The organism is Microvirga aerophila, assembly GCF_003332305.1.
GTDB classification, from domain to species: Bacteria; Pseudomonadota; Alphaproteobacteria; order Rhizobiales; family Beijerinckiaceae; genus Microvirga; species Microvirga aerophila.
In genome coordinates this window covers 210403-236059 of record NZ_QOIO01000001.1, presented here as the reverse complement: position 1 = coordinate 236059, position 25657 = coordinate 210403, and the positions used below count along the sequence as shown (strand labels likewise).

Genomic DNA, 25657 nt, shown 5'->3' with positions numbered 1-25657 from the left:
TTGGATGTTCCGCGGGAAATTAGTTTTGACTGCCGGCTTCGCTACTATGGTTCTGGGCGGAGCTCTTCTGACGTCAGTGCCGGCGGAAGCCGGCGCCAGAACGGGAACGTGGCGCAACGGTATGGTGGCCGGCCCTCGTGGGGTGGTTTATAATGGCGGTTACGCTTACCGGCCTGCCCGATACGGTTACAGGGGCGGCGGGTATTACAGGCGCAACAATGGCGGCGCCATTGCGGCAGGCCTGATTGGCGGACTGGCGCTGGGCGCTCTGGCGTCGGCCCCAGCCTATTCGTATCCGAACTATCCTTATTCGGCCTACCCTGCGTCCTATCCGGGCTATTATGGCAACGGCTATTACGCAGCTCCTGCGTGCTACACCGTACCTCGTCGGTTCGTTGACGCATGGGGTCGGGTGTTTGTGCGCCAGACGCAGGTCTGCCAATAAGACTCGAGAGTTTAGCCCCTCGACTACTACCTCTCCAAGAGGCGGAACCGTCCGGTTTCCGCCTCTTGCTTGCGCGGCTTCTTGCGGGCTCCTCAATCCGGTTGGGTTCGTGGGTAAAACCGTGTATGACCCTTGAGGCACGGGACCAGAGATGAGTTGTCGACGTGCCTGCTGATCAGATTACATCCTTCCAAACCGTTGCTAACCCTGGAGAAGCTGTCGAACGGCTCATCCACCTCTATGACTCGGCCATCGAGGCGCAACGGGATGCGTTGGAGCGCTTCTTTTCCAAGGGCACAGCCCCGACCTCCGGCGAAAGGTCCCGGTTTCGTTATCCGGAGCTTCGCGTCGTCTACCGGGCGACCTCAGTGCCGCCGATCAAGCAGCGCGCCTATGCGAAGTTCCAAGGCCCCGGCGTCTACGCCACCACCATCACGCAGCCGGCTTATTTCAAGAACTACCTCCTCGAGCAGCTGAACCATCTGGTGAGCGATTATGGCGCGACCCTCGAGGTTGGGGTGAGCGATCAGGAAATCCCTTATCCCTACGTGTTCGAGCGCGGCGACGAGCTTGGCCGGGGAGCGCTCAGCGCCTCCGAGCTCGCACAGCATTTTCCAACGCCGCTTCTGGCCAAGGTGGGCGACGAGATTGCCGACGGCACCTGGAATTTCGACGAGAACGAGCCGAGGCCGCTGGCGCTTTTCGATGCGGCACGCGTGGACTATTCGCTCCGGCGTCTCGTTCACTATACTGGCAGCGATTGGCGCTCGGTTCAGCCCTGGATTCTGCTGACGAACTATCACCGCTACGTGGATCAGTTCGTCCGCTGGGCTGTGGAGGTCCTCTCCAATGACGAGAGCCCTTTCATCAAACTTCTTTTGCCGGGTGGAATTACCATCGAGCGCGGGCTCGATGAATCTACAATTGCAGAGCTTGTCGGCTCGTCGCCGTGGCACCGGTTCCAGATGCCGGCCTATCACCTGATCCACCGCGACGGTCATGGGGTGACCCTGGTGAATATCGGGGTCGGTCCATCGAACGCGAAGAATATCACGGATCATCTGGCAGTCATCCGACCCCATTGCTGGCTCATGGTGGGCCATTGTGGCGGCTTGCGTCAGTCCCAGGTGATTGGCGACTACGTGCTCGCCCACGGCTACCTGCGACGCGACAGTATTCTTGATGGCGCCGTGCCGCCGGAAATTCCGATCCCGGCCTTGGCTGAAGTCCAGGTGGCCCTTCAGGAGGCCGCCGCCCAGGTGACCCATGCCCGGGGCGACGAGCTGAAACGGCGGTTGCGCACCGGAACGGTCGTGACCTATGACGATCGCAACTGGGAACTCCGCTGGAGCCAGGAGCGACGTCAGATCAACCTGTCCAGGGCTATCGCGGTCGATATGGAAAGCGGCACCATCGCGGCACAGGGCTACCGCCTGCGCGTGCCGTACGGTACGCTGCTCTGCGTGTCCGACAAGCCGCTCCACGGCGAGATCAAGCTCCCGGGCGCCGCCAATGCGTTCTATGAGAGAGCCGTCAGCGAACACCTTATGATCGGTCTTGCGGCTCTCGACATCCTGCGGGATCAGCGTTCCTCCCTCCACTCGCGAAAGCTGCGCAGCTTCGACGAACCTCCATTCCGCTAGGTTGCTGATGCAGCGTGAAACCCTCGGCTTGCTCCTCGGCTTCGTGGGCGTGTTCATTTTCGCCGGGACGCTGCCCTTCACCCATCTGGCCGTCGAGCATCTAAGCCCGGTCTTCGTCACCGCAGGGCGGGCGGCACTGGCGGGGCTTTTGGCCGGGTCGACCTTGCTGATCCTGCGCAAGCCATGGCCAGCGCGGAAGCACCTTTCCACCATTGCACTCGCGGCGGTGTGCCTCGTGGCCAGCTTTCCGGGCTTTTCGGCCCTTGCCATGACAAGCGTGCCTGCGTCCCATGGCGGCGTGGTGCTCGCAATCCAGCCGCTCGCCACGTCTGCCATAAGTGCGTTGATCGCGGGCGAGCGCCCAAGCGCAGCCTTTTGGATGGCCTCCCTGGCAGGTGCGGCCCTCGTGATCGGCTTCACGCTGCATGAAGGGGGAGGGGCCCTGGAAGTCGGGGACATCTTCCTACTCGCCGCTGCTGCTTCCTCCGCCCTGGGATACGTGCTGTCGGGCAAGCTTGTCCGCAGCGGCTATTCCGGCTGGGAGGTCATTTCATGGGTTCTCGTAGTAGCGCTGCCCGTGACAGTTCCTGTTGCTCTTTTGGCGAGCCCGGACGATCCTGCCATGATCCCGGTCTGGAGCTGGCTCGGCTTCGCCTATGTGACCCTGATGAGCCAATATCTCGGCTTCTTTGCCTGGAACGCCGGCTTGGCAATGGGCGGGATTGCTCATGTGAGCCAAGTTCAACTCCTTCAAACCTTCATCACGCTCCTGTTCGCCTAGGCTCTCAACCGAGAGCCGATCAGCCTGTCGTCCTGGTTCGTGGCGGCTGCGGTGGTGCTTCTCGTCCTGGCGGCCCAGCGCGCGAGGGTTCGAAAGACGAGCTAACTTGATCTTGCCGTCAGCTCCCAAAGAAGATATAAACATATCTTTATATGTACGAGCGAGATTTGACTGTGCCCGGTGCAGCGCCCCCATCCCTGGATTTGACCTTAAGCATCCTACGGGCAGCCGCAGAGGAGACGCGCATGCGGATCCTGGCCTTGCTGACCGAGGGCGAGCTTTCCGTCTCTGACCTCACGGACATCCTCGGCCAGTCTCAACCGCGAATCTCCCGCCATCTCAAGCTGCTGGCGGAAGCCGGCCTCGTCGAGCGGCACCGGGAGGGCGCTTGGGCGTTCTTTCGTCTGACGGACCAGAGCAGTGCTCTCGCCATTCTCCGTCCCATGCTGGACAATCTCGATCGGTCCGACCCCCAACTGCTGGAGGATCGCACCCGGCTTGAGACGGTCCGCGCTCAGCGCTCCCAATCCGCACAGGCATTCTTCTCGCGCCTCGCCCCCGACTGGGACCGGATTCGTTCTCTTCATGCGCCTGAAACCGTGGTCGAAGCCGCTGTGCTGGATGTTCTGGGGTCCCGGCCCATCCGCAACCTAGTCGATCTCGGCACCGGCACCGGCCGAATGCTACAGCTTCTCGCGCCGCAGGCCCTGCGGACCATCGGGCTCGATGCCAGCCACGCGATGCTCTCAGTCGCCCGTGCAAACCTGGAGAAAGCCGGGCTGATGCGGATCGAGCTCCGGCAGGGCGACATCTACGCTCCACCGTTCCCGCGGGACACGTTTGACCTCGTCGTCATTCACCAGGTGCTGCACTACCTCGACGATCCCGCGCGGGCGATCCGGGAGGCGGCCCGACTCGTGGCTCCGGGTGGTCGCATTCTTGTGGTCGATTTCGCCCCCCATAACCTCGAGTTCCTGCGCGAAGCCCAGGCCCATCGTCGCCTCGGCTTTGCGCCGGAGCAGGTAGCCAGCTGGCTCGATGAGGCCGGGCTCGGCTGCACGCTCACGCGAGAACTCGCCCCGCCCAAGAAGGGTGATGAGCAATTGACCGTTTCCCTTTGGCTGGGTCAGGACCGTCGCGTGGTGACGGACTGGCCGATGCTCGAACCCGACAGAGAGGTTGCCTGATGTCTCCGCTTACCCTTCGCCCCAGCCGTCAGGACACTTGCTCCATTCGCGTCTCGTTCGAGTTTTTCCCGCCGAAGACGCCCGAAATGGAAACGACCCTCTGGTCATCCATCGAGCGTCTGGCTCCGCTCGACCCGCAATTCGTCTCCGTGACCTATGGAGCAGGCGGATCGACCCGGGAACGAACCCATGCCACCGTCTCGCGCTTGGTGCGCGAAACGAACCTCCGGCCTGCCGCGCACCTGACCTGCGTGGCGGCCACGAAGGAGGAGGTGAATGACGTCATCCGTTCCTACTGGGATGCCGGCGTTCGTCATGTGGTGGCCCTGCGTGGCGATCCGGTCGGGGGGGCTCGGCACCGCTTACGTGCCCCATCCTGGTGGATATCAGCAGGCCTGCGATTTGGTCGCCGCCATCAAGGGCGTTGGTGATTTTGAGGTGTCGGTCTCAGCCTATCCGGAGAAGCACCCGGAAGCCGCGTCCCTCGATGCGGATATCGATGCCCTCAAGGCAAAGGTCGATTGTGGGGCGGATCGCGCCATTACCCAGTTCTTCTTCGATAACGATCATTACTTCCGCTATCTCGACCGCGTTCGCGCGAAGGGCATCAACATCTCGATCGTGCCGGGCATCGTCCCTGTTCAGAACTTCAAGCAGACGTCGAATTTCGCCGCGAAGACTGGCGCCAGCATTCCGGCATGGCTCGCCGCGCGCTTCGACGGCCTGGATAATGATGTCGATACGCGCAAACTGATCGCCGCCGCCGTTGCGGCCGAGCAGGTGATCGACCTCGTCGATCACGGCGTCAATGAATTCCACTTCTACACCATGAACCGCGCCGATCTGGTCTACGCGATCTGTCATCTCCTTGGATTGCGCGACCACACTGTGAAAGCTGCGGCCTAACTTAGCGTGTCATGCTCACGTCATGACGAAAGAAAAGAAAATGACCAGCTTTACTCCTTCGCCGGCCAATGGCGCCGATATTTTCAGAGCGCTTCGCGAGGCCGCATCCAAGTGCATCCTCGTGCTCGACGGCGCAATGGGAACCGAGCTGCAAAGGTCCCGGTTCTCTGAAGAGGACTTCCGCGGCCCGCGTTTCAAAGACTGGAAACAGGACGTCAAGGGCAACAACGACCTCCTGATCCTGACGCAGCCGGATGCAGTGCGGGAGGTCCATCTCAACTATTTCCTCGCCGGTGCAGACATCGTTGAGACGAACACATTCTCCGGCACCTCGATCGCCCAAGCCGATTACGGCATGGAGGAGATCGTCTACGAGCTCAACTTCGAGGGCTCGCGCCTAGCACGTGAAGCCGCGCTTCTTGCCGAGAAATCAGACGGCCGTCGCCGTTTCGTCGCGGGCGCCATCGGCCCGACGAACCGCACCCTCTCGATCTCGCCAGACGTGAACAATCCCGGCTACCGCGCTGTCACCTTCGACGAGGTGCGCGCGGCTTACGCCGAGCAGGTGAGAGGGCTCATCGACGGTGGGTCCGAGATCATCCTCATTGAGACGATCTTCGACACGCTCAACGCCAAGGCGGCCATCGTTGCGACGCATCAGGTCTTCGCCGAGCGCGGCGTGAAGCTGCCGATCATGATCTCGGGCACGATCACGGACCTGTCCGGCCGTACCCTTTCGGGTCAAACGCCTACGGCGTTCTGGCACTCCGTCCGCCACGCGGATCCTTTCTCCATCGGCCTCAATTGCGCCCTGGGCGCGCGCGAGATGCGGGCGCATATTCAGGAAATTGGCAAGGTGGCGGACACGCTGGTCTGCGCCTATCCCAATGCTGGCCTGCCCAACGAGTTCGGCCTCTATGACGAGCGCCCGGAAGCGACCGCTTCCATGCTGGCGGAGTTCGCCGATTCGGGCTTGGTCAACGTGGTCGGCGGCTGTTGCGGCACCACGCCTGACCACATCCGCGCCATTGCCGAAGCGGTCGCCGGAAAAGCCCCGCGTCAGGTGCCGGTCGTTCAGCCGATGATGCGGTTGTCCGGGCTCGAGCCCTTCGTGCTCACCCCCGACATTCCCTTCGTGAACGTGGGGGAGCGCACGAACGTCACAGGCTCGGCCAAGTTCCGTAAGCTCGTCACCAACGGCGATTATGCAGCGGCCCTTGACGTGGCGCGCGACCAAGTCGCGAACGGCGCAACCGTCATCGATATCAATATGGACGAAGGCCTGCTCGATTCCGAGAAGGCCATGGTGGAGTTCCTGAACCTGATCGCAGGCGAGCCTGACATTGCTCGCGTGCCGATCATGGTGGATTCGTCGAAGTTTCACGTAATCGAGGCCGGGCTCAAGTGTATCCAGGGCAAGGCCATCGTCAATTCGATCTCCATGAAGGAGGGCATCGAGTCCTTCATTGAGCATGCGAAAATCTGCCGGTCCTACGGCGCTGCGGTCGTCGTCATGGCGTTCGACGAGCAGGGTCAGGCCGACACCTTGGAGCGAAAGGTCGAGATCTGCACGCGCGCCTACAAAATTCTGACGGAGGAGGTCGGCTTCCCGCCGGAGGACATCATCTTCGACCCCAACGTCTTCGCGGTTGCGACCGGCATCGAGGAGCACAATGATTATGGCGTAGCCTTCATCGAGGCGACACGGATCATTCGCGAGACGCTGCCGCACGCGCATATCTCGGGCGGCGTGTCGAACCTATCCTTCTCGTTCCGCGGCAACGAGCCGGTGCGGGAAGCGATGCACTCCGTGTTCCTTTTCCATGCCATCAAGGTCGGCATGGATATGGGCATCGTGAATGCCGGCCAGCTTGCCGTTTATGACGAGATCGACCCGGAACTGCGCGAGCTGTGCGAGAACGTGGTTCTCAACCGCCGCCCCGATGCGACGGAACGCCTGCTCGAGGCAGCGTCGCGGTTCAAGGGAGACGGTTCGGGCGCCGTCAAGGCTGCCGATCTGGAATGGCGTTCCTGGCCGGTCGCGAAGCGCCTGGAACATGCGCTCGTCAACGGCATCACCGAGTTCATCGAACAGGACACGGAAGAGGCCCGTTTGTTCGTCGAGCGTCCCCTTCACGTGATCGAAGGTCCGCTCATGGCGGGCATGAGCGTGGTCGGCGACCTCTTCGGGGCAGGCAAGATGTTCCTGCCGCAGGTGGTGAAGTCCGCGCGCGTGATGAAGCAGGCCGTAGCCTACCTTATGCCGTTCATGGAAGCCGAGAAGGAGGCGTCCGGGGCAACCGGGCGTTCCACCGCCGGCAAGGTCCTGATGGCCACCGTGAAGGGCGACGTGCACGATATCGGCAAGAATATCGTCGGCGTGGTTCTCGCCTGCAACAATTACGAGGTCATCGACCTGGGCGTCATGGTGCCGGCTCAGAAGATTCTCGATACGGCCCGCAAGGAGAACGTCGATATCATCGGCCTTTCCGGTCTCATCACGCCATCCCTGGACGAGATGGTCAATGTGGCCAGCGAGATGGAGCGTGAGGGTTTCGAGATCCCGCTCCTCATCGGTGGCGCGACCACGAGCCGGGTCCACACGGCGGTGAAGATCCACCCGAACTACAACAACGGCCAGGCGGTCTACGTAACCGACGCGAGCCGTGCCGTGGGTGTCGTGTCGTCGCTTCTGTCGCCGGACATGAAGGACGGCTACGTGGAAACCATTCAGGCCGAGTACCGCAAGGTGGCGGACGCCCATGCCCGGTCCGAGGCGGACAAGCAGCGTCTCCCGCTCGAGAAGGCGCGGGCCAATAAGCCGAAGATCGATTGGTCGTCCTACCAGCCGCCGAAACCCACCTTCACAGGTGCCCGCGTGTTCCGCAGCTACGACGTGGCGGAGCTGGTGCCTTATATCGACTGGACGCCGTTCTTCCAGACCTGGGAGCTGAAAGGTCGTTATCCGGCGATCCTGGAGGATGCGGAGCAGGGCGCTGCCGCCCGTCAGCTTTTCGAGGACGCGCAGATGATGCTGAAGCGCCTCGCGGACGAACGCTGGTTCAACCCGAAGGCCGTGATCGGCTTCTGGCCCGCCAATGCGGTTGGGGATGACATCCGCCTCTTCACCGGCGAAAGCCGCTCCGAGGAGCTTGCGACCCTGCACGGCTTGCGCCAGCAGCTCTCCAAGCGGGACGGCAAGCCGAACCTCTGCCTCTCCGATTTCGTCGCGCCGGTCGAGAGCGCCCAGGCCGATTATGTCGGCGCGTTCGTCGTGACCTCGGGCATCGAGGAGGTTCGCATTGCGGAGAAGTTCGAGCGCGCGAACGACGACTACCAGTCGATCCTCGTGAAGGCTCTCGCCGACCGCCTCGCCGAAGCCTTTGCGGAGCGCATGCACCAGCGCGTGCGCAAGGAGTTCTGGGCCTATGCGCCGGATGAAGCCCTCACCTACGAGGATCTGATCCGCGAGGAGTACCAGGGCATCCGTCCAGCGCCGGGCTATCCGGCCCAGCCTGACCATACGGAGAAGGCGACCCTGTTCAGCCTCCTGAACGCCCAGCGCAGCATCGGCGTAACGCTGACCGAATCCTATGCCATGTGGCCTGGCTCCTCAGTGTCGGGTCTCTACCTGTCGCACCCGGATGCTTACTATTTCGGCGTCGCCAAGGTCGAGCGGGACCAGGTGGAGGATTACGCCAGCCGCAAAGGCATGAGCATCCCGGAAGTGGAGCGCTGGTTGTCGCCGATCCTCAACTATGATCCGGCAAGCTACAGGGCGATGGCGGCGGAGTGACGCTCCGGGTGGCGGAATAACCCGGGGATCACCACGTCAGGCGCACGAAGAAACATTCAACGTGTGCACGCCATGGATCTCTCGACACCCGCCGTACCTCCATCCAACGCGCTACTCGTCATTCAGCCCTACCTCTCGCACGGGACCTGGGTCTTCGATGACCCGGCTGCCGGCCTCGTGCGGGAGCCTTTCGTCTCCGGCATTCCGCAGATGATCGACGATGCGGTGAGAAATATCCCGAATGCACGGAACGGCTTTCGGCTGATCTTCTCCACCACGCCTTTCCCAGGCTATCAGGTCGAGCTGACCCTGGTCCGCGAGGAGTTTGGCGGAAACTGGTACAGGGAGGAGGGGAAGAACCGCGAAGGCTGGCTTTGCCCCGCGCTCTTCAAGTATTTCCCGAAAGCGCCCCAGAAGATCTACGCCAAGGGTGAGCCGATCTAGAACTGCTTCCACTGAGCGTGGAAGCAGTTGACCGAGCAGCTACTCCCGCCTGAGCGCCTCGATAGGGTCGAGCTTGGCCGCTCGGCTTGCCGGGTAGAACCCGAAGAAGATGCCGACGAGGGCCGAGAACCCGACCGCTATCACGATGGCGTTCGTGGATACCAGCGAGGGCCAGCCTGCCATCTGCGCCACCAGATAGGCGGCCCCTGCGCCAAGGGCTACGCCGAGGCCTCCGCCGATCGTGGACAAGGTCGTCGCTTCGATCAGGAACTGGCTCAGAATATCGCGGGGGCGGGCTCCGACGGCGAGACGCAGGCCGATTTCCCGCGTCCGCTCGGTCACGGAGACCAGCATGATGTTCATGATGCCGATTCCGCCGACCAGGAGCGACACGGCCGCCACCGCTGCGAGCAGGATCGAGAGCGTGTTGGCCGAGGCCGAGGCCGTGTTGGCGATCTCGGTCAGGTTGCGGATTGCGAAATCGTCTTCCTGCTCACCGACTACGCGGTGACGTTGGCGTAGAAGGTGAGTGATGCTCTCGATGCCGGGCTCGATATCCTGTTCGTTGGCGAACTTCACGAAGATCGAGCCGACCGAACCGTCCTTCGCATAGTTGCGGCCGATCACCCGGCGGCGGCCTGCATCGAGCGGTACGAAGATCACGTCGTCCTGATCCTGGCCGAAGGCAGACTGACCTTTTGGAGCCATGACGCCAATGACGCGGAACGGGACGTTGCGCACCCGCACGGTCTTGTCGAGCGGATCCTCTTCGCCGAACAGGTTGCGGGCCACCGTCTGCCCGAGAATGATGACGATGTCGCCTCGGCGAAGCTCTTCCGGATCGAAGCTTCGCCCATCCGCGACCTCCCATTCGCGAGCCTCGAACCAGTCGAGATCGATGCCGTAGATGCGGGTTCCCCAGTTGCTGCCGCCCGCCACCACCTGGGCCGCGCCCTGCACGAAGGGAGCAGCGGCCACGACGCCGTCGACCTCGCGCCGGATCGCTTGCGCGTCCTCGTCTGTCAGGGTGGAGGCGGCGCCTGCACCGAGGCGTGCGCCGCCCTGCGTGACGTTGCCGGGCGTCACGATGGCGAGGTTTGCCCCTAGGGAGCGGATCTGCCAATCGACGAGGTTGCGCGCACCGGAGCCGATCGCCACCATGGTGATCACCGCCGCAACCCCGATGACGATCCCGAGCATGGTAAGCAGGCTGCGCAGCGCATTTGCCAGGATGGCCGAAAAAGCGGAGCGGATGGCTTCTAGCAACCTCACGCTGCGCTCTCCGCACCCAAGTGGTCACGGGCGTCGAGGGGTGTCTGCCGATGATCTTCGATGACCTTGCCGTCCTTGAAGCGGATCAGGCGGCGCGCGTGACGGCCTACATCCGCATCGTGGGTCACGAGAACGATGGTCACGCCTTCCCGGTTCAGCTCCTGGAACAAGCCTAAGATCTCGTTGGCGGTTCGGCTGTCGAGGGCGCCGGTAGGCTCGTCGGCGAGCAGCAGGCTTGGGCTGTTCACCAATGCCCGCGCGATGGCGACGCGCTGCTGTTGCCCGCCCGACAGCTGCATGGGGCGATGATGGTGCCGATCCGCAAGGCCCACCCGTCCGAGGGCCTTGAGGGCTCTGTCCTGGCGGGCTTTGCGGTCGACGCCTGCATAGATCATCGGCAGGGCCACGTTGCCAAGGGCATCGGTGCGCGGCAGCAGATTGAACTGCTGGAACACGAAGCCGATCTCGCGGTTTCGCAGCCGGGCGAGACCGTTCGCGTCCAGCGTCTCGACTGCCGTTCCCGCGAGCCGGTATTGGCCGCTTGATGGCTTGTCCAGACATCCGATCAAGTTCATGAAGGTGGACTTGCCGGAACCGGACGGACCCATCACGGCGACGAAATCACCCTCGTCGATGTCGAGGGACACGTGATCCAGGGCCACAACGCGTCCAGCATCCAAGTCATAGACCCGTCCTAGTGCGCGCGTTTCGATCAAAGCCATCGCGAACCCTTAGAACATGCGCGGGGGGCGTGGGCGGGGACTCCGCTCGGACCCATTGGGGTCCGCCGTGGAACCCGTGCGTGCGCCGCCGATGATGATGGCTGCGCCCTCCTGCACGTCTCCTCGCAGGATCTCGGTATAATTGCCGTCCGTCACCCCGAGTCGAACCGCCACCGCTTGCGGGTTGTTGTCAGGACCAGGCTGGTAGATTCGCCCATCGGTTCCGTCGTCCGGGGCATCCATTGTGGCGCTTTTGCGCTTTGCTGTTCGGGCCACGCCCTGAGCTTCCGACGCAGGACCCCGCACGGATGCGGGTGCGGACGTTCCGGCGGGGCGGAAGCGCAGCGCCGCGTTGGGAATGCGCAGCACATCCTCCCGCTCATCCGTGACGATCTGAAGGTTGGCCGTCATGCCAGGCAGGAGCGCCTGATCAGGGTTCGTAACGCCGATCACCGCCGTATAGGTCACGACATTCTGAACCGTCTGGGCTCCAAGGCGCACCATTCGCACCGTGCCGCCGAAGGTGCGGTTCGGATAGGCATTGACCGTGAAGCTGACGCTCTGTCTAGCCTTCAGGCGGCCTACATCCGCCTCGTCAATATTGGCGTAGATGTCGATCTCCCGCAGGTCCTGCGCGATGGTGAAAAGAGTCGGGGCCGATAGAGAGGCAGCAACGGTCTGGCCCAGTTCGATGTCGCGTTTGACCACAACACCGTCGACAGGGGAGCGAACGTCCGTGCGCGCAAGATCGATCTCGATATCCCTCAGCTTTGCCTGACGCTGGAGAATGACCGCCTCGGCCGATTTAACCCCTGCTTCCGCCAGCGCGATATCGGCTTTGAGACCAGCAGCTTCGGCATGGTTCGAGGCGATCTGCGCGTCGGCCGAGGCGAGAGTTGCCTTCTGAATGTCGAGTTGGGTTTCCGACTGGTCCAGAGCGTTTTGTGTTGCGGCGGCGCGTTTCACGAGTTCCGCTTGCCGATCGAAATTGCGCTGCGCCTCCGCGAGCTGCGCTTGAGCGCGGTCGCGTTGCGCCGCGAGGTCGTCCGCCAGGGCTTCGGAGCGGGCGAGTGCTGACTTCGCCTTATCGATTTGCGCGCTCTTGGTGTCCCGGTCGGCCCTGGCTTGGGCGAGATCCGCCTGGGCGGCGTCGCGGCGGGACTTGATCTGTTCGGAATACAGGCGAGCCACCACCTGGCCCTGTTTGACCGGTGTGTTGTAGTCGGCGAGAATTTCCACCACCTGGCCGGAAAGCTGCGATCCGACTAGAACGGTTGTCACCGGGCTCAGCGTTCCGGTCGCCCGGACGCTTGCCGTGATGGGGCCCCGGTCGATCGATGCGAGCCGGTATGCCGCGTCCGAAGCGTTGCCGCCCGTCGGCTGCCATAAGAAAAACCCCGCGATGCCGGCCACCGCCAGCATCATCAACAGATAGACCCAAACCCGACGCACCGGAAAACCCCCTTGGGACCTGCCGTCCAACTTTGGGATTGTGACCGAAATCTCACCTGGATTCGAGTTAACTCTTTGTCATGCGGCAGTTGTTGTCATGCGGCGCTTGGGCGCTTGGCGATCAGGTCCCTCAGAGTGGTGATGGTCGAGGCATCGGCGACCCCATCGACGCGCTCCGGCCGGAAATGGCGCTGGAAGGCTGCCACGACCTTCTCGGTGTCTTCGTCGAAGACGCCGTTGATCCTCAAACCGTAGCCATACATGACCAGCATGGCCTGAAGGGCCTCAATGGGCATGCCTTGGTCCCCACGGGAGAAGAAGCGCCCATCCCGGACGGGGGCCGGCGGGACCCAATGGCCCACGCCTTCCCGATGCAGGCGCTCCCACGGGAAGGCCTCACCCGGATCGAGCTTGCGGCCAGGCGCAATGTCGGAGTGGCCGAGGACTCGGACGGCAGGGATCCGCCACCGGGTCGCTATATCCTTGGTCAGGGCCGCAACGCTGTCGATCTGCGCGTCAGGAAAAGGGGGCAGGCCACCTGGATGGCCGGGATTGGCGATCTCGATCCCGACCGAGTGGGAGTTGATGTCGACCTCGCCATCCCAGGAGGAGATGCCGGCATGCCAGGCCCGACGCGTCTCCGGCACCATCTGCAGAACACGCCCATCGGAGAAGACGAAATAGTGGGCCGATACCTGCGACACGGGATTGCTCAGCCATTGCAGAGCTTCGCCTTCGTCAGGCATGCCCGTATAGTGCAGGATGATCATGCTGGGACGGGCATTATCCTTGCGCTCTCCGTGGTTGGGCGAAGGAAAGACTTTCGCCGCAACAGGACTTTCAGGGGCAAGCGGACCGTTCATCAGGTCACCTGATATTCCGCTCGGCTGCGATCTGCTCCCACGCGGCATTGATGGTGGCCAGGCGCTCGGTTGCGATCTTCACGGCCTCCGGAGGCAATCCTCGGGCGATCTCGCGATCCGGATGGTTCTCCGCCACGAGCCTGCGGTAGTGGCGTTTGAGGTCCTCGTCGCTCATGTCCCTGTCGGCCTTGATGATCAGATAGGGATCATCCGCCCGGCGCACGTGCCGCGCGGCGATGCGCTCGAAATCGGCCGGCGTGAAACCAAAGATCGTCGCCACGTCGCGCACATAGGCGAATTCGGCTTCGTGCACGGCCTCGTCGGCCTTGGCGATGTGGAACAGCCCGTCGACCACATCCTCCAACAACGCGGGCTCGTCCTTGAACGCGTCCCCGATCTGGCGAGCATAAGCCTCGAACCCTTCCGTCGTTTCCATGGCGAGGCGAAACAGCCGGCTCACCCTTTCATGTTCCTCGTCGGGCACTTCGACCACCTGTTCGAAGGCCTTGATCTCCCGGTCCACCACGATGCCGTCGGCTTTCGCCATCTTGGCCGCGAGGGCAACCAAGCCCATGGTGAACATGACATCGCGGGGAGGGCGTCCGAAAATGGCGCCCTCGCGGTCGACGAGCACATGGCCGGCGACGCCGCCCAGCAGTGCGCCAATCGGCCCTCCAAGCGCCAGGCCGATGCCGGCGCCGCTCAACTTGCCCCAAATCGTCTGTATCATCGTGAGTGATTGGTACGCTCAAGACCCGTCAAAAGGAAAGGGGCCGAGATCAGATCCCGGCCCCTCGAACTGAAATTCAGGTGCGATTAGCGGCAATAGATGTTGCCGTAAGCGTCCTGATAGGTGCCATAGGGGCAGGCCGGGCCGCGCGGGGCGGTGGACGCACCGACGATCGCGCCGCCGGCAGCACCGATCGCCGCGCCCGCGAGAGCGCCGCTGCCACGGCCCGTCGCCGCGCCGCCGATGGCGGCACCCGCCAGGCCACCGATCGCGGCGCCGCCAACGGCCCGCTCGCCAGGGGTGTTGCAGGCAGCCATCGAGAGGGTGAGGGCGCCGGCGGCAATCGCTGTGATGATCTTTTTCATGGAAGCTTCCCTTGTCTTGCGGGCTGTAGGCGGCCCAGCCCTACTTAGCTTGGCCTTACGCTCTCGCCAACTCGCCACAATTAAAACAGTTCCCAGTAAACAGTTTTTCCGTAGAAAATTTTCCGGCTTGGACGTGGGCGGGGTACCCCCAGCAAAGTGGCCTAAAACAAACAATAGTATGGTTAAGCTCCAGTCTATCTCCGCCACATTTGCCAATAGGCGTGCCACATCTTCGCCTTAATTGGCCTCCACCGAACGCTGTACCTGCCTATCAACCTGCTGGAGCTTGTGGATGACATTGCCCCCTTTGCTGAGAACGTCGATAATTGCGGCAATGGGAGCAATTGCACTTGTGATTACGACCCCGGTCAATGCCGAAGGGGGCGAGGGGTCCAGCGTCATTCTTCCCGAAGCAGTCGTCATCGAGGCTTCCCAAGCTGCGGAGGCGCAGCCAGAAGCGGCTGCAATCGAGGCGACCGAAGCCTCACCCCCGTCCAAGAAAACCGCCAAGGCCGACAAGGATCCAGCTAGAAAGACCGCGAAAGCGTCTGCTTCGTCGCCGGCACAGGGCGATGAGGCTCAAGCCGCAGCGGCAGGCGCCGTCGCAAAGGCCAAGGAGCAGGATGCGGAACAGACCTCGGCTCTGGAACTGATCAAGCCGGATGCCCGCATGAGGCCCCGGCAGGCGGACGCTGTTCGGGCGAATGCCCTTAAGCCGCTGATAGCCCAATATGCCTCGGAGAACGACGTACCGTTCGGACTGGCCGATGCTGTGGTGCGTATCGAGAGCCGCTACAACGCCAATGCCCGCAACGGGGTCAATCTTGGCCTTACCCAGGTCAACTTCCGTACCGCCCAGTCCCTCGGCTACAAGGGCGACGCCTCCGGGCTGCTCGATGCGGAAACCAACCTGCGGTACGGCCTGAAATATTTGGCCATGGCCCACCGCCTTGCAGGCGGCGATACCTGCGGAACAATCCTGCGGTATCAATTCGGCCTGAGGACGCAGACGATGACCAGTGCATCACGCGCCTATTGCAGCAAGGTGAAGACGATCATCGCGACCGCGGAGTAAATCGATACTAAGACCACCGGTTCATTGAGGTTTGTGGTCGAACGACAAGGCCAGGCCATGCAGAGCCCGGCCTTTTGCATAGATTGTGATAATCGATCCCTCGCTCCCGGAAGACAGGTGGTCGAACGAACGTATGGCCTTGACGCGCACCTGCTTTGTGCACCACATCGCACCTGTCAGCTGGCCGGGTGGCCGCTCCGAGTTCGCTCGGGGAGGAAAGTCCGGGCTCCATGGAAGCACGGTGCCGGATAACGTCCGGCGGGGGCGACCCCAGGGAAAGTGCCACAGAAAGTAAACCGCCCCACACAGGCCCTCGGGCCTTGGGGTAAGGGTGAAAGGGTGCGGTAAGAGCGCACCGCGGACGCAGTAATGCGGACGGCACGGTAAACCCCACCAGGAGCAAAACCGAATAGGGACGACAGGCGTTCGCGCCAGGCCGGTTTCCAGGCTCGTCGTCCGGGTTGGTTGCTTGAGGCGGTCAGCGATGGCCGTCCCAGAGGAATGGCCGCCACGTCCAAGGCGCGAGCCTTGGGCCCTACAAAACCCGGCTTACAGGCCAGCTGACACCCCGCTCTTTGCCTAGGTTTTTTGCAAAAGCACGCCCAAACCGTTGCCATGCTTACGATTCATTAACCCTAAAGGACTCTGATGTGGGAGGCCTCCCAGGAGGCTTCGCCATACAGCCCCGCTCCGTTGACGACCATATCATCCCATGTTATCCCAAATCATCCCGCCGACGGTGTCTTCCGAAGGGGTCGTCAAGCGCTCAAAAAGCGACGAGGTCCTCGATCGGAATGAAGCGTTCTCACTGGCTGCGGGCGGCGGCAGGTCCGGTCGATCTGTCGGGGGGCTGACTATCAGGAGCGCGCAAGCTGCGGCCGATGAACCGCTTCGTTTCCAATTTCACCAACAAGTTGGACTCGAAGGGTCGCGTCTCGATTCCAGCATCCTTCCGGGCGGTGCTCGCCAGGGACGGTTTCGAGGGGCTCTACGTGCATCCGGCGCTCGACGCGCCGGCGCTGGACGCGGGCGGCAATGTGCTTCTGAACGAGATCGACACGTTCTTGTCGACGATGTCGCCCTATTCGGACGAGCGGGATCAGCTGTCGACGGCGTTGTTCGGAACCAGCGAAATCCTCAAAGTCGATCCGGAGGGGCGTGTCATCCTGACGGACTCAGTGAAAGTACATGCCGGGATTGCGGATGCAGTGACGTTCGTGGGCCTTGGTCACAAGTTCCAGATTTGGGAACCGGAGCATTTCCGTGCGCACTTGGAGGAGGCGCGCACGAAGGTCAGAGACCTGAAGAAATCTTTGGGCGCCCGAGGAACGGAGCCACGTATGGTGCAGGGAACCTCACCAGGAGTACAGGAACGATGATGGGACGCGGCGACGGCCCAGGAGCCGGAGCCGCTGGCGGACCGACCCGTCACGTTCCTGTGCTTCTGGCGGAGGTCTGCACGGCGCTTGATGTCAAGCGCGGCGGCATGTTCATAGACGGCACGTTCGGCGCTGGCGGATACACGCGCGCCATTATCGATGCTCATTCCCACAACACGGTCATCGGCATCGACAGGGATCCTGATGCCATCGCGGGCGGCACCGCGCTCGTGGCGAAATTGAAGAAGCGCCTCGTTCTCGTTCCCGGACGCTTCGGGGATCTCGATACCATCGCCACATCGCAGGGCCACGAGAGCGTCGATGGCGTAGTGCTCGACATCGGCGTGTCGTCCATGCAGCTCGACGAAGCGGAGCGAGGCTTCTCGTTTCGCAACGACGGCCCTCTCGACATGCGCATGGAGCAGGAAGGGCCAAGCGCCGCGGATCTGGTGAACGAGTCGTCCGAGGCCGAGCTTGCGGACATCTTCTACCATTACGGCGAGGAGCGTCGCGCCCGTGCGGTAGCGCGCGCCGTTATCGAGACTCGCCGTCGGCAACCTTTCGAGACCACGAGGCAGCTTGCGGATCTCATCGCCTCGCTGATCCGGCAGGAGCCCAACGGCATTCATCCCGCCACCCGGGTGTTCCAGGGACTGCGCATCGCGGTGAACGACGAGCTCGGCGAACTGGTTCGGGCGCTGCATGCGGCCGAACGCATCCTGAAGCCGGGCGGGCGTCTCGTGGTCGTCACGTTTCATTCCCTCGAAGATCGGATCGTGAAGCAGTTCTTCTCGGTCCGCACGGGGCGCGCCCCTTCCGGATCGCGGCACCTGCCGACGACTGCCGCCGCGCAGCCGACCTTCGATGCGATCACCAGAGGTCCGATCGGGCCGAGTGACCAGGAGATCGCGCGCAATCCACGCGCGCGGTCCGCCAAGCTCCGGGCCGGAGCGCGCACGGACGCGCCCGCGCAGGAGCCGCTGAGCGCCATCACCATGCTGGCCGAACTGCCGCAAACAGCCGAAAGACGGGGAGGGCGCCGGTGATCCGATTGCTTCATATCATTGCGATCACGGCGCTGTTTGCGTCGGCGATCTATGCCTATTCGGTCAAGTACGAGACGCTCTACTACGTGGAGCAGGTGGCGAAGCTCAAATCCAAGGTGCAGCGCGAACGCGACATCATCGCGGTGCTGCAGGCCGAATGGCAATATCTGGACAGGCCCGATCGCCTGCAGGATGCGGTCGGCCAGCACCTCGACCTGCAGCCCCTGAAGATACAGCAATTGGCGCGCCTGTCCGATCTTCCGAACCGGCCTGAGCGGGAGGACGGGATCGGCCGCAAGCTCGAGGCGCTCGGGCTCCTTGAGCCGACTGCGACGCCGAAGGACAAGAAGAGCGAATCTCGCACTCCGACGACGCAAACCCCGAAACGGTGACGCCTGTGCTGCAACATCCCGATTCCGATCTGCAGGGTCAAAGCGCTCCTTCCAAGGGGAGCATCATGACTCATGCCCGCGAGCTGTTTCGCCTGCGCGTCGACAAGAGCACTGCGCGCGTCCGTCTCGCGTCGCTTTGCTTCGTGGGACTGTTCGGCCTGATCGGCGGCAGGCTCGTCTATCTTGCGGTGACGAGCGACAATTCGAGCGGGGTGCGCCGTGCGGCCTCGTCGGAAATCTCCGCCGCGCGTCCCGACATCGTCGACCGCAACGGCGTCGTTCTGGCCACCGACGTAAAGATGGTGTCCGTCTTCGCCGAGCCGCGCAACATCGTCGACAAGGACGAGGCGGTCGAGCTTCTCACGGCTGTCCTGCCGGACCTCGACGCTACCGACCTGCGCAACAAGCTCGGCACCAAGAAGGGCTTCGTCTGGGTCAAGCGCGAGATCACGCCGCGCCAGCAGGCCGAGGTGCACAGGCTCGGCATCCCGGGCGTCGGGTTCCTGCCCGAGAACAAGCGCGTTTATCCGAATGCCGAGGCCGCCGCGCACGTGCTGGGCTTTGCCAACGTGGATAATGTGGGCATTGCCGGGATCGAAAAATATATCGACAGCATGGGCCTGCAGGATCTGAATGGCGCCGGGTTCGCCATTTCGGCCGCGGACCTCAAGCCCGTTCAGCTTTCCCTCGATCTGCGCGTGCAGCATGCGCTGCGCGACGAGCTCCAGAAGGGCATGGCCAAGTTCAAGGCCAAGGCCACCGCCGGCGCGGTGCTGGACGTGAACACGGGTGAAATCGTCGCCCTGGTGTCGCTGCCCGATTACGATCCGAACAATCCGGTTGACGCACTCACCGACGATCGCATCAACCGCATCAATGTCGGCGTCTTCGAGATGGGCTCGACCTTCAAGGCCCTGACTGTCGCCATGGCGCTCGATTCCGGCAAGTACAACATCAACTCGTCCTTCGATGCCCGGTCGGGCCTGCGCTACGGCAAGTTCACCATCGGTGATTATCACGCGACCCACCGCGTTCTGACCACGCCGGAAGTCTTCGTGCACTCGTCCAACATTGGCACGGCCAAGATGGCGCTGGGCATCGGCGTGGAAGGCCACAAGGCCTTCCTGCGCAAGATGGGCCAGTTGTCCCGCCTGGAGACCGAGCTTCCGGAGAACGCAGCCCCGATCATTCCGCCGCGCTGGGGCGAGCTCAACACCATGACCATCGCGTTCGGCCACGGTCTCGCGGTTGCGCCGTTGCAGGCGCTCATGGCCGTTGGATCACTCGTGAATGGTGGCACGCTCATCAAGCCCACCTTCCTGAAACGCGATGAGGCGGCGGCCCGTCAGAACGCCGTGCAGGTTCTCAAGCCCGAGACCAGCGAAGCCATGCGCTACGTGCTTCGCCTCAATGCTTCCGTCCCGCAGGGGTCCGCATCCTCGGCCGCGATCGCGGGCTTCTTCGTGGGCGGCAAGACCGGCACCGCCGAGAAGGTGATCAACGGGCGCTACTCCAAGAACAAGAACTTCACGACCTTCACGGCGGTGGTGCCCGCGGACAAGCCGAAATATGTGTTTCTGACCATCATGGACGAGCCGCAGGCCGTTGAGGGCACTTACGGCTTCTCGACCGCCGGCTGGAACGCCGGCCCGGTCACCGGCAACGTCATCGAACGTGTCGCGCCGCTTCTGGGTGTGGTACCGCGTTTCGAGCCGCCGGCGCAGCCCTTCCCGCTGATGTCGCGTCTCGGCGCATGGGGATCGAAGTAATGACGATGCAAGCCCTCCGTCTCGGGGATCTGCTTCCCGAGGCCAAGGATGGCCAGGAGGCCTCGCTTCCGGTGGCGAAGATCGCGTCCGACAGCCGCAAGGTTGAGCCGGGCACGGTGTTTTTTGCCGTACCCGGCACGAAGGCGGACGGTCTGAGCTTTGCGCCGCAGGCCGTTGCGGCGGGTGCCGTGGCGATTGTCGGCGAAGCCGAGCGCCCAACGGATTTTTCCGGAGATGCCGCCTATATCCGCGTCGATGACGTGCGCCGCGCCCTGGCGCTGGCGGCCAAACGGCTCTACCCGCGCCAGCCCGAAAAGGTCGTGGCGGTCACAGGGACGAGCGGAAAGAGTTCCGTTGCCGATTTCACGCGCCAGCTTTTCGCCATGCTGGGCCACAAGGCGGCAAGCGTCGGCACCCTCGGGGTCATCACGTCGGATGGGGCCGCCTACGGCTCCTTGACCACGCCCGATCCCATCTCGCTCCATCAAACCCTCGATCGCCTGGCGGGTGACGGCGTAACCCGTCTTGCCATGGAGGCGTCCTCCCACGGCATCGACCAGCGCCGGCTCGACGGGGTTGATCTGCGTGCGGCGGGCTTTACCAACCTCGGGCGCGACCATCTCGACTATCATGGCACGACGGAGGCCTATGCGGCCGCGAAGCTTCGTCTCTTCGATACGCTTCTGCCAGGCGATGCTCCCGCGGTCATCAATGCGGACGGCCCCTTTGCAGACGTCTTCGTGCGCGGCGTGAAGCAGCGCGGACTCCGGCTCCTGACCTCTGGCGGCGCGGGCGAGACCATCCGCCTCGTCCAGGCGCGCCCCCAGGGCTTCAAGCAGGCGCTGACGATTGAGGCTTTTGGGCGGACCATCGAGACAACCCTGCCGTTGCTGGGTGCCTTCCAGGTTGAGAATGCGCTCCTGGCCGCCGGTCTCGTTCTGGCGGTTGAAGGAGAGGAGAGGGTGGCCGAGGTCCTGGAAGGGTTCGCTGGTCTCAAGGGCGTCTCGGGCCGTCTGGAGCAGGTGGGCGAGATCAACGGCGCCCTGTGTATCGTAGATTATGCCCATAAGCCGGATGCCCTCTCGCATGTGCTCGACGCCTTGCGCCCGTTCACGAGCGGCCGCCTGATCTGCATCGTTGGATGCGGCGGCGACCGGGACCGGGGCAAGCGCCCGCTCATGGGCCGCATCGCCGTCGAGAGGTCCGATGTGGTGATCGTAACCGACGACAATCCCCGCTCCGAGGACCCGGCGGCAATCCGGGCCGAGGTCTTGAAAGGCGCTCAGGGCGCGCGCGAGATCGGCGATCGCGCCCTGGCAATCCGCACGGCCGTGAAGGAGCTCCAGCCCGGCGATGTGCTGGTTGTGGCCGGCAAAGGCCATGAAACGGGCCAAATCATCGGCGACCGGACCCTGCCGTTCTCGGACCATGACGAGGTCCGGGCGGCTATTGCGGAGAGGCAGGGATGAGTACGCTCCTATGGACTTTGGATGAGATCGTCACGGCAACCGGCGCTCGCGTCGGCAGCGGCTTCTCGCACGCCTCCGGCGCATCCATCGACACGCGCACGCTGAACCGGGGCGATCTTTACTTCGCCATCAAGGGCGACGTTCATGACGGGCACGATTTCGTCCCAGCTGCTCTGGAAAAAGGCGCGTCGGCGGCTGTCGTGTCCGAGGACAAAGCTCAGGAATTCGAGGGCTCTGACAGGTTGATCGTGGTTCCCGACGTTCTCGAGGCCATGCGTCAACTCGGGATTGCGGCCCGCAAGCGGAGTCAGGCCAGGATCGTCGCCATTACGGGGTCCGTCGGCAAGACAGGCACGAAGGAAGCCATGCGCCTCGCGCTCTCCCGGCAGGGGGAGACCCATGCATCGGTGGCTTCCTATAACAATCATTGGGGCGTTCCGCTCACGCTTGCCCGCTTCCCGCGGGACAGCCGGTTCGGCATCTTCGAGATCGGCATGAATCATGCCCACGAGATCCTGCCCCTGACCGGCATGGTGCGCCCACATGTGGCGGTGATCACCACCATCGAGCCGGTTCACATTGAATTCTTCCCCTCCATGTGGGGCATCGCCGATGCGAAGGGCGAGATTTTCTCAGGGCTGGAGCCCGGCGGCACGGCGGTGATCAACCGGGACAGCCCTTATTTCGAGCGCATGCGCGCGCATGCGCTCGCGTCCAACGCCGGACGGGTTTTGACCTTCGGCGAGCACGAAGCGGCTGATTTTCGGGCCGAGCGCATTCTTGTGAAGCCCGACCTCTCGATGGTCGAGGCTCGAGTTTTCGGTCAGCCTTTGACCTACCGGATCGGTACGCCTGGACGGCACATCGCCCTGAACTCCTTGAGCGTCCTGGCGGCAGCTCATGCGCTCGGGGCCCATGTGGCGCCGGTGGCCCTCGCGCTTTCGGACCTGAAGCCCCCTGTCGGGCGCGGCGAAAGGACCATGCTGTCCGTGGACGAAGGCGAGGCGCTTCTGATCGACGAGAGCTATAATGCCAACCCGGCTTCCGTGAAGGCAGCGCTCGCAAATCTCGGGGCCGTGGAACTCGATGGCCAGGGACGCCGCATTGCGGTGCTGGGCGACATGAAAGAGCTGGGCGACGAGGGTCCAAGCCTCCATCGCGGGTTGGCGGAAGCCGTGGAGGCAAACGGGATCGATCTGATCTTCGCTGCTGGCCCGCTCATGGAAAACCTCGTGGGGCGGCTGCCCAAGGAGCGGGTGGCGCTTCATGCGCAGACCTCGGCAGAGCTGGTCGATGCGGTCTGTGCGGCGGTTCGTCCCGGCGACGCGGTTACGGTCAAGGGCTCGCTCAGCATGAAGATGGCTTTGGTTGTCAAAGCCCTGAAAGACCGTTACGGCGCGAGCCAGATGGCGCACGCGCTGAAAGGATAATCGATGTTGACCTGGTTGGCTGAGCTCAGCCTCTATTTCAGCCCCCTCAATATTTTCCGCTACATCACGTTCCGCACGGGCGGCGCCACGGCGACCGGGTTGCTCATCGTGTTCCTGTTCGGACCCTGGATGATTTCACTCCTGCGCCTGCGGCAGGGGAAGGGGCAGCCGATCCGCGAGGATGGTCCTCAATCCCACCTGCTGACCAAGCGCGGCACCCCCACCATGGGTGGCCTCATGATCCTGGCGGGCGTCCTCATCTCGACCCTTCTCTGGGCGAATCTCGAGAACCATTATGTCTGGATCGTGCTCTTCGTCACGATCGGCTTCGGCGCCATCGGCTTCTATGACGATTATCTCAAGGTCACGAAGCAGTCTCACAAGGGGTTTTCCGGCCGTTCGCGCTTGGCCATCGAGGCGTTGATCGCGGCGATCGCGTGCATTGCGATTTCCTACATGGCGACGCCGGGGCTCGCCAACAAAGTGGCGCTGCCCTTCTCGAAGGAGCTGATCTTCAATCTCGGCTGGTTCTTCGTCGTGTTCGGCGGCTTCGTGATTGTGGGAGCCGGCAACGCGGTCAACATCACGGACGGCCTCGACGGCCTGGCCATTGTGCCGGTCATGATCGCGGCGGGCACCTTCGGGTTCATCGCCTATCTGGCCGGCAACGCGGTTTTCTCCAATTACCTGCAGATCCATTTCGTACCCGGAACAGGCGAACTCGCCGTCATATGCGGCGCGTTGATCGGCGCAGGGCTAGGCTTTCTCTGGTTCAACGCGCCTCCGGCGCAGATCTTCATGGGTGATACGGGCTCGCTGGCGCTCGGCGGTCTTCTCGGAACCGTCGCGGTCGCCGCCAAGCACGAGGTGGTGCTCGCCATCGTGGGCGGCCTGTTCGTGCTGGAAATCTTTTCCGTCATCATCCAGGTCACGTCGTTCAAGCTTACGGGCAAGCGCGTCTTCAAGATGGCGCCGATCCACCACCATTTCGAGCAACTCGGCTGGACCGAGCCGCAGGTGGTGATCCGGTTCTGGATCGTCTCGGTGGTGCTGGCGCTGGTCGGCCTCGCGACCCTGAAGCTGCGGTGAGCCCATGACGCCCGTCACCACCTTCGCAGGCAGAACGGTCGCGCTCTTCGGCCTTGGCGGCTCGGGGCTGGTGACGGCGCTCGCGCTCAAAGCCGGCGGCGCGCATGTGGTCGCCTGCGACGACAACCCGGCCAAGATGGCGGAAGCCGCCGCCAAAGGAATCGAAACCGCCGATCTGCGCCAGGCGGACTGGTCGCGTTTTTCGTCCTTCATCCTGTCGCCCGGCGTCCCATTGACCCATCCCGAGCCGCACTGGTCTGCGAAGCTTGCAAAGGCTGCAGGCGTCGAGATCATCGGCGATATCGAGCTGTTCTGCCGCGAGTGGGCGAAGATCGCCCCGAACGCGCCATTTGTTGCGATCACCGGCACCAACGGTAAATCGACTACGACGGCGCTCGTGTCGCATATTCTGCGAGAAGCAGGCCGCGACGTGCAGATGGGCGGCAATATCGGCACGGCGATTCTATCCCTCGAACCGCCATCGGATCGGCGCATCCACGTCATCGAATGCTCGTCCTTCCAGATCGATCTCGCGCCGTCGCTCGCGCCCTCGATCGGTGTTCTCCTCAACATCTCGCCGGATCATCTCGACCGGCATGGAACGATTGAGAACTACGCCGCCATCAAGGAGCGCCTAGTCGCGAAGGCGGAGAAGGCTGTCATCGGAGTGGATGACGACATCAGTCGCGCGAGCATCGGAAGGTTGCCGGGCGGAAAGCCGGAGGTCGTCCGTGTCGGTCTGACGGATCATGACCCAGGAAGCGTTTACGCACAGGGAGATGTGATTGTGTCCCGTCTCGGCGACGCTCCGGTCGAAGTGGCGCGCCTAGCAGGGATCGGCTCCCTGCGCGGTGACCATAATGCCCAGAATGCCACGGCTGCGGTCGCGGTGGCGCTTCTTAGTGGCGTCGATGCCGAGACGATTCAGGGAGCCGTGCGCACCTTTCCCGGCTTGCCTCACCGAATGGAAGAGGTCGCTCGGCGCGGTGAGACGCTGTTCATCAACGACTCCAAGGCCACGAACGCGGATTCCACCGAGAAGGCTCTCAAGTCCTTCGACGACATCCTCTGGATCCTCGGTGGGAAATCGAAGGAAGGCGGCATCAAGGATCTGCAGCCGTACTTCCCGAAGATCCGCAAGGCCTACCTGATCGGTGCGGCGTCGGACGAGTTCGCCGCGACTCTCGGCGATACGGTTCCTTATGAGATGTGCGGTACGCTGGATCGTGCGGTCGAACAGGCTGCGCGGGATGCCGCCGCACGGGATGACGAAACCGTCGTGCTCCTGTCGCCGGCCTGCGCGTCCTACGACCAATATCCGAATTTTGAGATACGCGGAAATCACTTCCGCGATCTCGTGAAAGCCTTGCCCGGGATCAATCCCACGATGGGAGCTTGAAAT

The 25657-nt window shown here is 63.1% G+C and carries 21 protein-coding genes, 1 other RNA gene and 1 pseudogene; 17 read left to right on the top strand and 6 right to left on the bottom strand.

The window, feature by feature from the left end; genetic code table 11:
• Positions 1-4: 4 nt before the first annotated feature.
• The 7 genes and pseudogenes from DRB19_RS01095 to DRB19_RS01065 all read left to right on the top strand — a co-directional run bounded on the left by DRB19_RS01095 (position 5) and on the right by DRB19_RS01065 (position 9202).
• Complete coding sequence (locus DRB19_RS01095; RefSeq protein WP_147021666.1) at positions 5-445, top strand: hypothetical protein; 441 nt, start codon at positions 5-7, stop codon at positions 443-445.
• 164 nt (positions 446-609) lie between these two features.
• Complete coding sequence (locus DRB19_RS01090; RefSeq protein WP_114184161.1) at positions 610-2088, top strand: AMP nucleosidase; 1479 nt, start codon at positions 610-612, stop codon at positions 2086-2088.
• A 7-nt stretch (positions 2089-2095) separates the two neighbouring features.
• Positions 2096-2869 carry a DMT family transporter gene (locus tag DRB19_RS01085; RefSeq protein WP_245439212.1) on the top strand — a complete coding sequence of 258 codons (774 nt, stop codon included), beginning with the start codon at positions 2096-2098 and terminating at the stop codon, positions 2867-2869.
• A gap of 245 nt (positions 2870-3114) precedes the next feature.
• Positions 3115-4056 (top strand): ArsR/SmtB family transcription factor, encoded by a 942-nt coding sequence (locus DRB19_RS01080; protein ID WP_373867334.1) that lies wholly within the window; start codon positions 3115-3117, stop codon positions 4054-4056.
• Positions 4056-4962: pseudogene (metF, locus tag DRB19_RS01075) on the top strand (methylenetetrahydrofolate reductase [NAD(P)H]). Before DRB19_RS01080 ends, metF begins: the two are co-directional and overlap by 1 nt.
• A gap of 40 nt (positions 4963-5002) precedes the next feature.
• Positions 5003-8758, top strand: coding sequence for a methionine synthase (metH, locus tag DRB19_RS01070; protein ID WP_114184214.1), 3756 nt, complete (start codon positions 5003-5005; stop codon positions 8756-8758).
• A gap of 72 nt (positions 8759-8830) precedes the next feature.
• Positions 8831-9202, top strand: a complete 372-nt coding sequence (locus tag DRB19_RS01065; RefSeq protein ID WP_114184160.1) for a DUF6717 family protein — start codon at positions 8831-8833, stop codon at positions 9200-9202.
• A 39-nt stretch (positions 9203-9241) separates the two neighbouring features.
• Here the strand turns inward: DRB19_RS01065 and DRB19_RS01060 are convergent, their stop codons facing one another.
• From DRB19_RS01060 to DRB19_RS01035, 6 genes are all read right to left on the bottom strand, one after another.
• Positions 9242-10474: an ABC transporter permease gene (locus DRB19_RS01060; protein ID WP_114184159.1), complete on the bottom strand. Its 1233-nt coding sequence runs from the start codon at positions 10472-10474 to the stop codon at positions 9242-9244.
• Positions 10471-11196, bottom strand: coding sequence for an ABC transporter ATP-binding protein (locus tag DRB19_RS01055; protein ID WP_114184158.1), 726 nt, complete (start codon positions 11194-11196; stop codon positions 10471-10473). Before DRB19_RS01055 ends, DRB19_RS01060 begins: the two co-directional genes overlap by 4 nt.
• 9 nt (positions 11197-11205) lie before the next feature.
• Positions 11206-12648: an efflux RND transporter periplasmic adaptor subunit gene (locus tag DRB19_RS01050; RefSeq protein ID WP_147021668.1), complete on the bottom strand. Its 1443-nt coding sequence runs from the start codon at positions 12646-12648 to the stop codon at positions 11206-11208.
• A gap of 95 nt (positions 12649-12743) precedes the next feature.
• Positions 12744-13511, bottom strand: coding sequence for an N-acetylmuramoyl-L-alanine amidase (locus DRB19_RS01045; RefSeq protein WP_114184156.1), 768 nt, complete (start codon positions 13509-13511; stop codon positions 12744-12746).
• Positions 13512-13515: 4 nt separating this feature from the next.
• Positions 13516-14241: a TerB family tellurite resistance protein gene (locus DRB19_RS01040; RefSeq protein WP_114184155.1), complete on the bottom strand. Its 726-nt coding sequence runs from the start codon at positions 14239-14241 to the stop codon at positions 13516-13518.
• 86 nt (positions 14242-14327) lie between these two features.
• Positions 14328-14606, bottom strand: coding sequence for a glycine zipper domain-containing protein (locus DRB19_RS01035; protein WP_114184154.1), 279 nt, complete (start codon positions 14604-14606; stop codon positions 14328-14330).
• A 292-nt stretch (positions 14607-14898) separates the two neighbouring features.
• Between DRB19_RS01035 and DRB19_RS01030 the strand changes: the two genes are divergently transcribed.
• The 10 genes from DRB19_RS01030 to murD all read left to right on the top strand — a co-directional run bounded on the left by DRB19_RS01030 (position 14899) and on the right by murD (position 25654).
• Positions 14899-15681, top strand: coding sequence for a lytic transglycosylase domain-containing protein (locus DRB19_RS01030; RefSeq protein ID WP_114184153.1), 783 nt, complete (start codon positions 14899-14901; stop codon positions 15679-15681).
• Between the two features lie 176 nt (positions 15682-15857).
• Positions 15858-16249, top strand: an RNA gene (gene rnpB, locus DRB19_RS01025) — RNase P RNA component class A.
• A 313-nt stretch (positions 16250-16562) separates the two neighbouring features.
• A complete protein-coding gene (gene mraZ / locus DRB19_RS01020) occupies positions 16563-17060 on the top strand; it encodes a division/cell wall cluster transcriptional repressor MraZ (RefSeq protein ID WP_114184152.1) in 498 nt (165 codons plus the stop codon).
• Positions 17057-18106, top strand: coding sequence for a 16S rRNA (cytosine(1402)-N(4))-methyltransferase RsmH (gene rsmH, locus DRB19_RS01015; protein ID WP_114184151.1), 1050 nt, complete (start codon positions 17057-17059; stop codon positions 18104-18106). Before mraZ ends, rsmH begins: the two co-directional genes overlap by 4 nt.
• Positions 18103-18498, top strand: coding sequence for a cell division protein FtsL (gene ftsL / locus DRB19_RS01010; protein ID WP_114184150.1), 396 nt, complete (start codon positions 18103-18105; stop codon positions 18496-18498). Before rsmH ends, ftsL begins: the two co-directional genes overlap by 4 nt.
• Before the next feature lie 65 nt (positions 18499-18563).
• Positions 18564-20267 (top strand): peptidoglycan D,D-transpeptidase FtsI family protein, encoded by a 1704-nt coding sequence (locus DRB19_RS01005; protein ID WP_245439210.1) that lies wholly within the window; start codon positions 18564-18566, stop codon positions 20265-20267.
• Between the two features lie 5 nt (positions 20268-20272).
• Positions 20273-21736, top strand: a complete 1464-nt coding sequence (locus tag DRB19_RS01000) for a UDP-N-acetylmuramoyl-L-alanyl-D-glutamate--2,6-diaminopimelate ligase (RefSeq protein ID WP_114184213.1) — start codon at positions 20273-20275, stop codon at positions 21734-21736.
• On the top strand, positions 21733-23166 hold the full coding sequence (locus tag DRB19_RS00995) for a UDP-N-acetylmuramoylalanyl-D-glutamyl-2,6-diaminopimelate--D-alanyl-D-alanine ligase (protein ID WP_114184148.1): 1434 nt from the start codon (positions 21733-21735) through the stop codon (positions 23164-23166). Before DRB19_RS01000 ends, DRB19_RS00995 begins: the two co-directional genes overlap by 4 nt.
• Before the next feature lie 3 nt (positions 23167-23169).
• Positions 23170-24255: a phospho-N-acetylmuramoyl-pentapeptide-transferase gene (mraY, locus tag DRB19_RS00990; RefSeq protein WP_114184147.1), complete on the top strand. Its 1086-nt coding sequence runs from the start codon at positions 23170-23172 to the stop codon at positions 24253-24255.
• 4 nt (positions 24256-24259) lie between these two features.
• On the top strand, positions 24260-25654 hold the full coding sequence (gene murD / locus DRB19_RS00985; RefSeq protein ID WP_114184146.1) for a UDP-N-acetylmuramoyl-L-alanine--D-glutamate ligase: 1395 nt from the start codon (positions 24260-24262) through the stop codon (positions 25652-25654).
• Positions 25655-25657 lie beyond the last annotated feature (3 nt).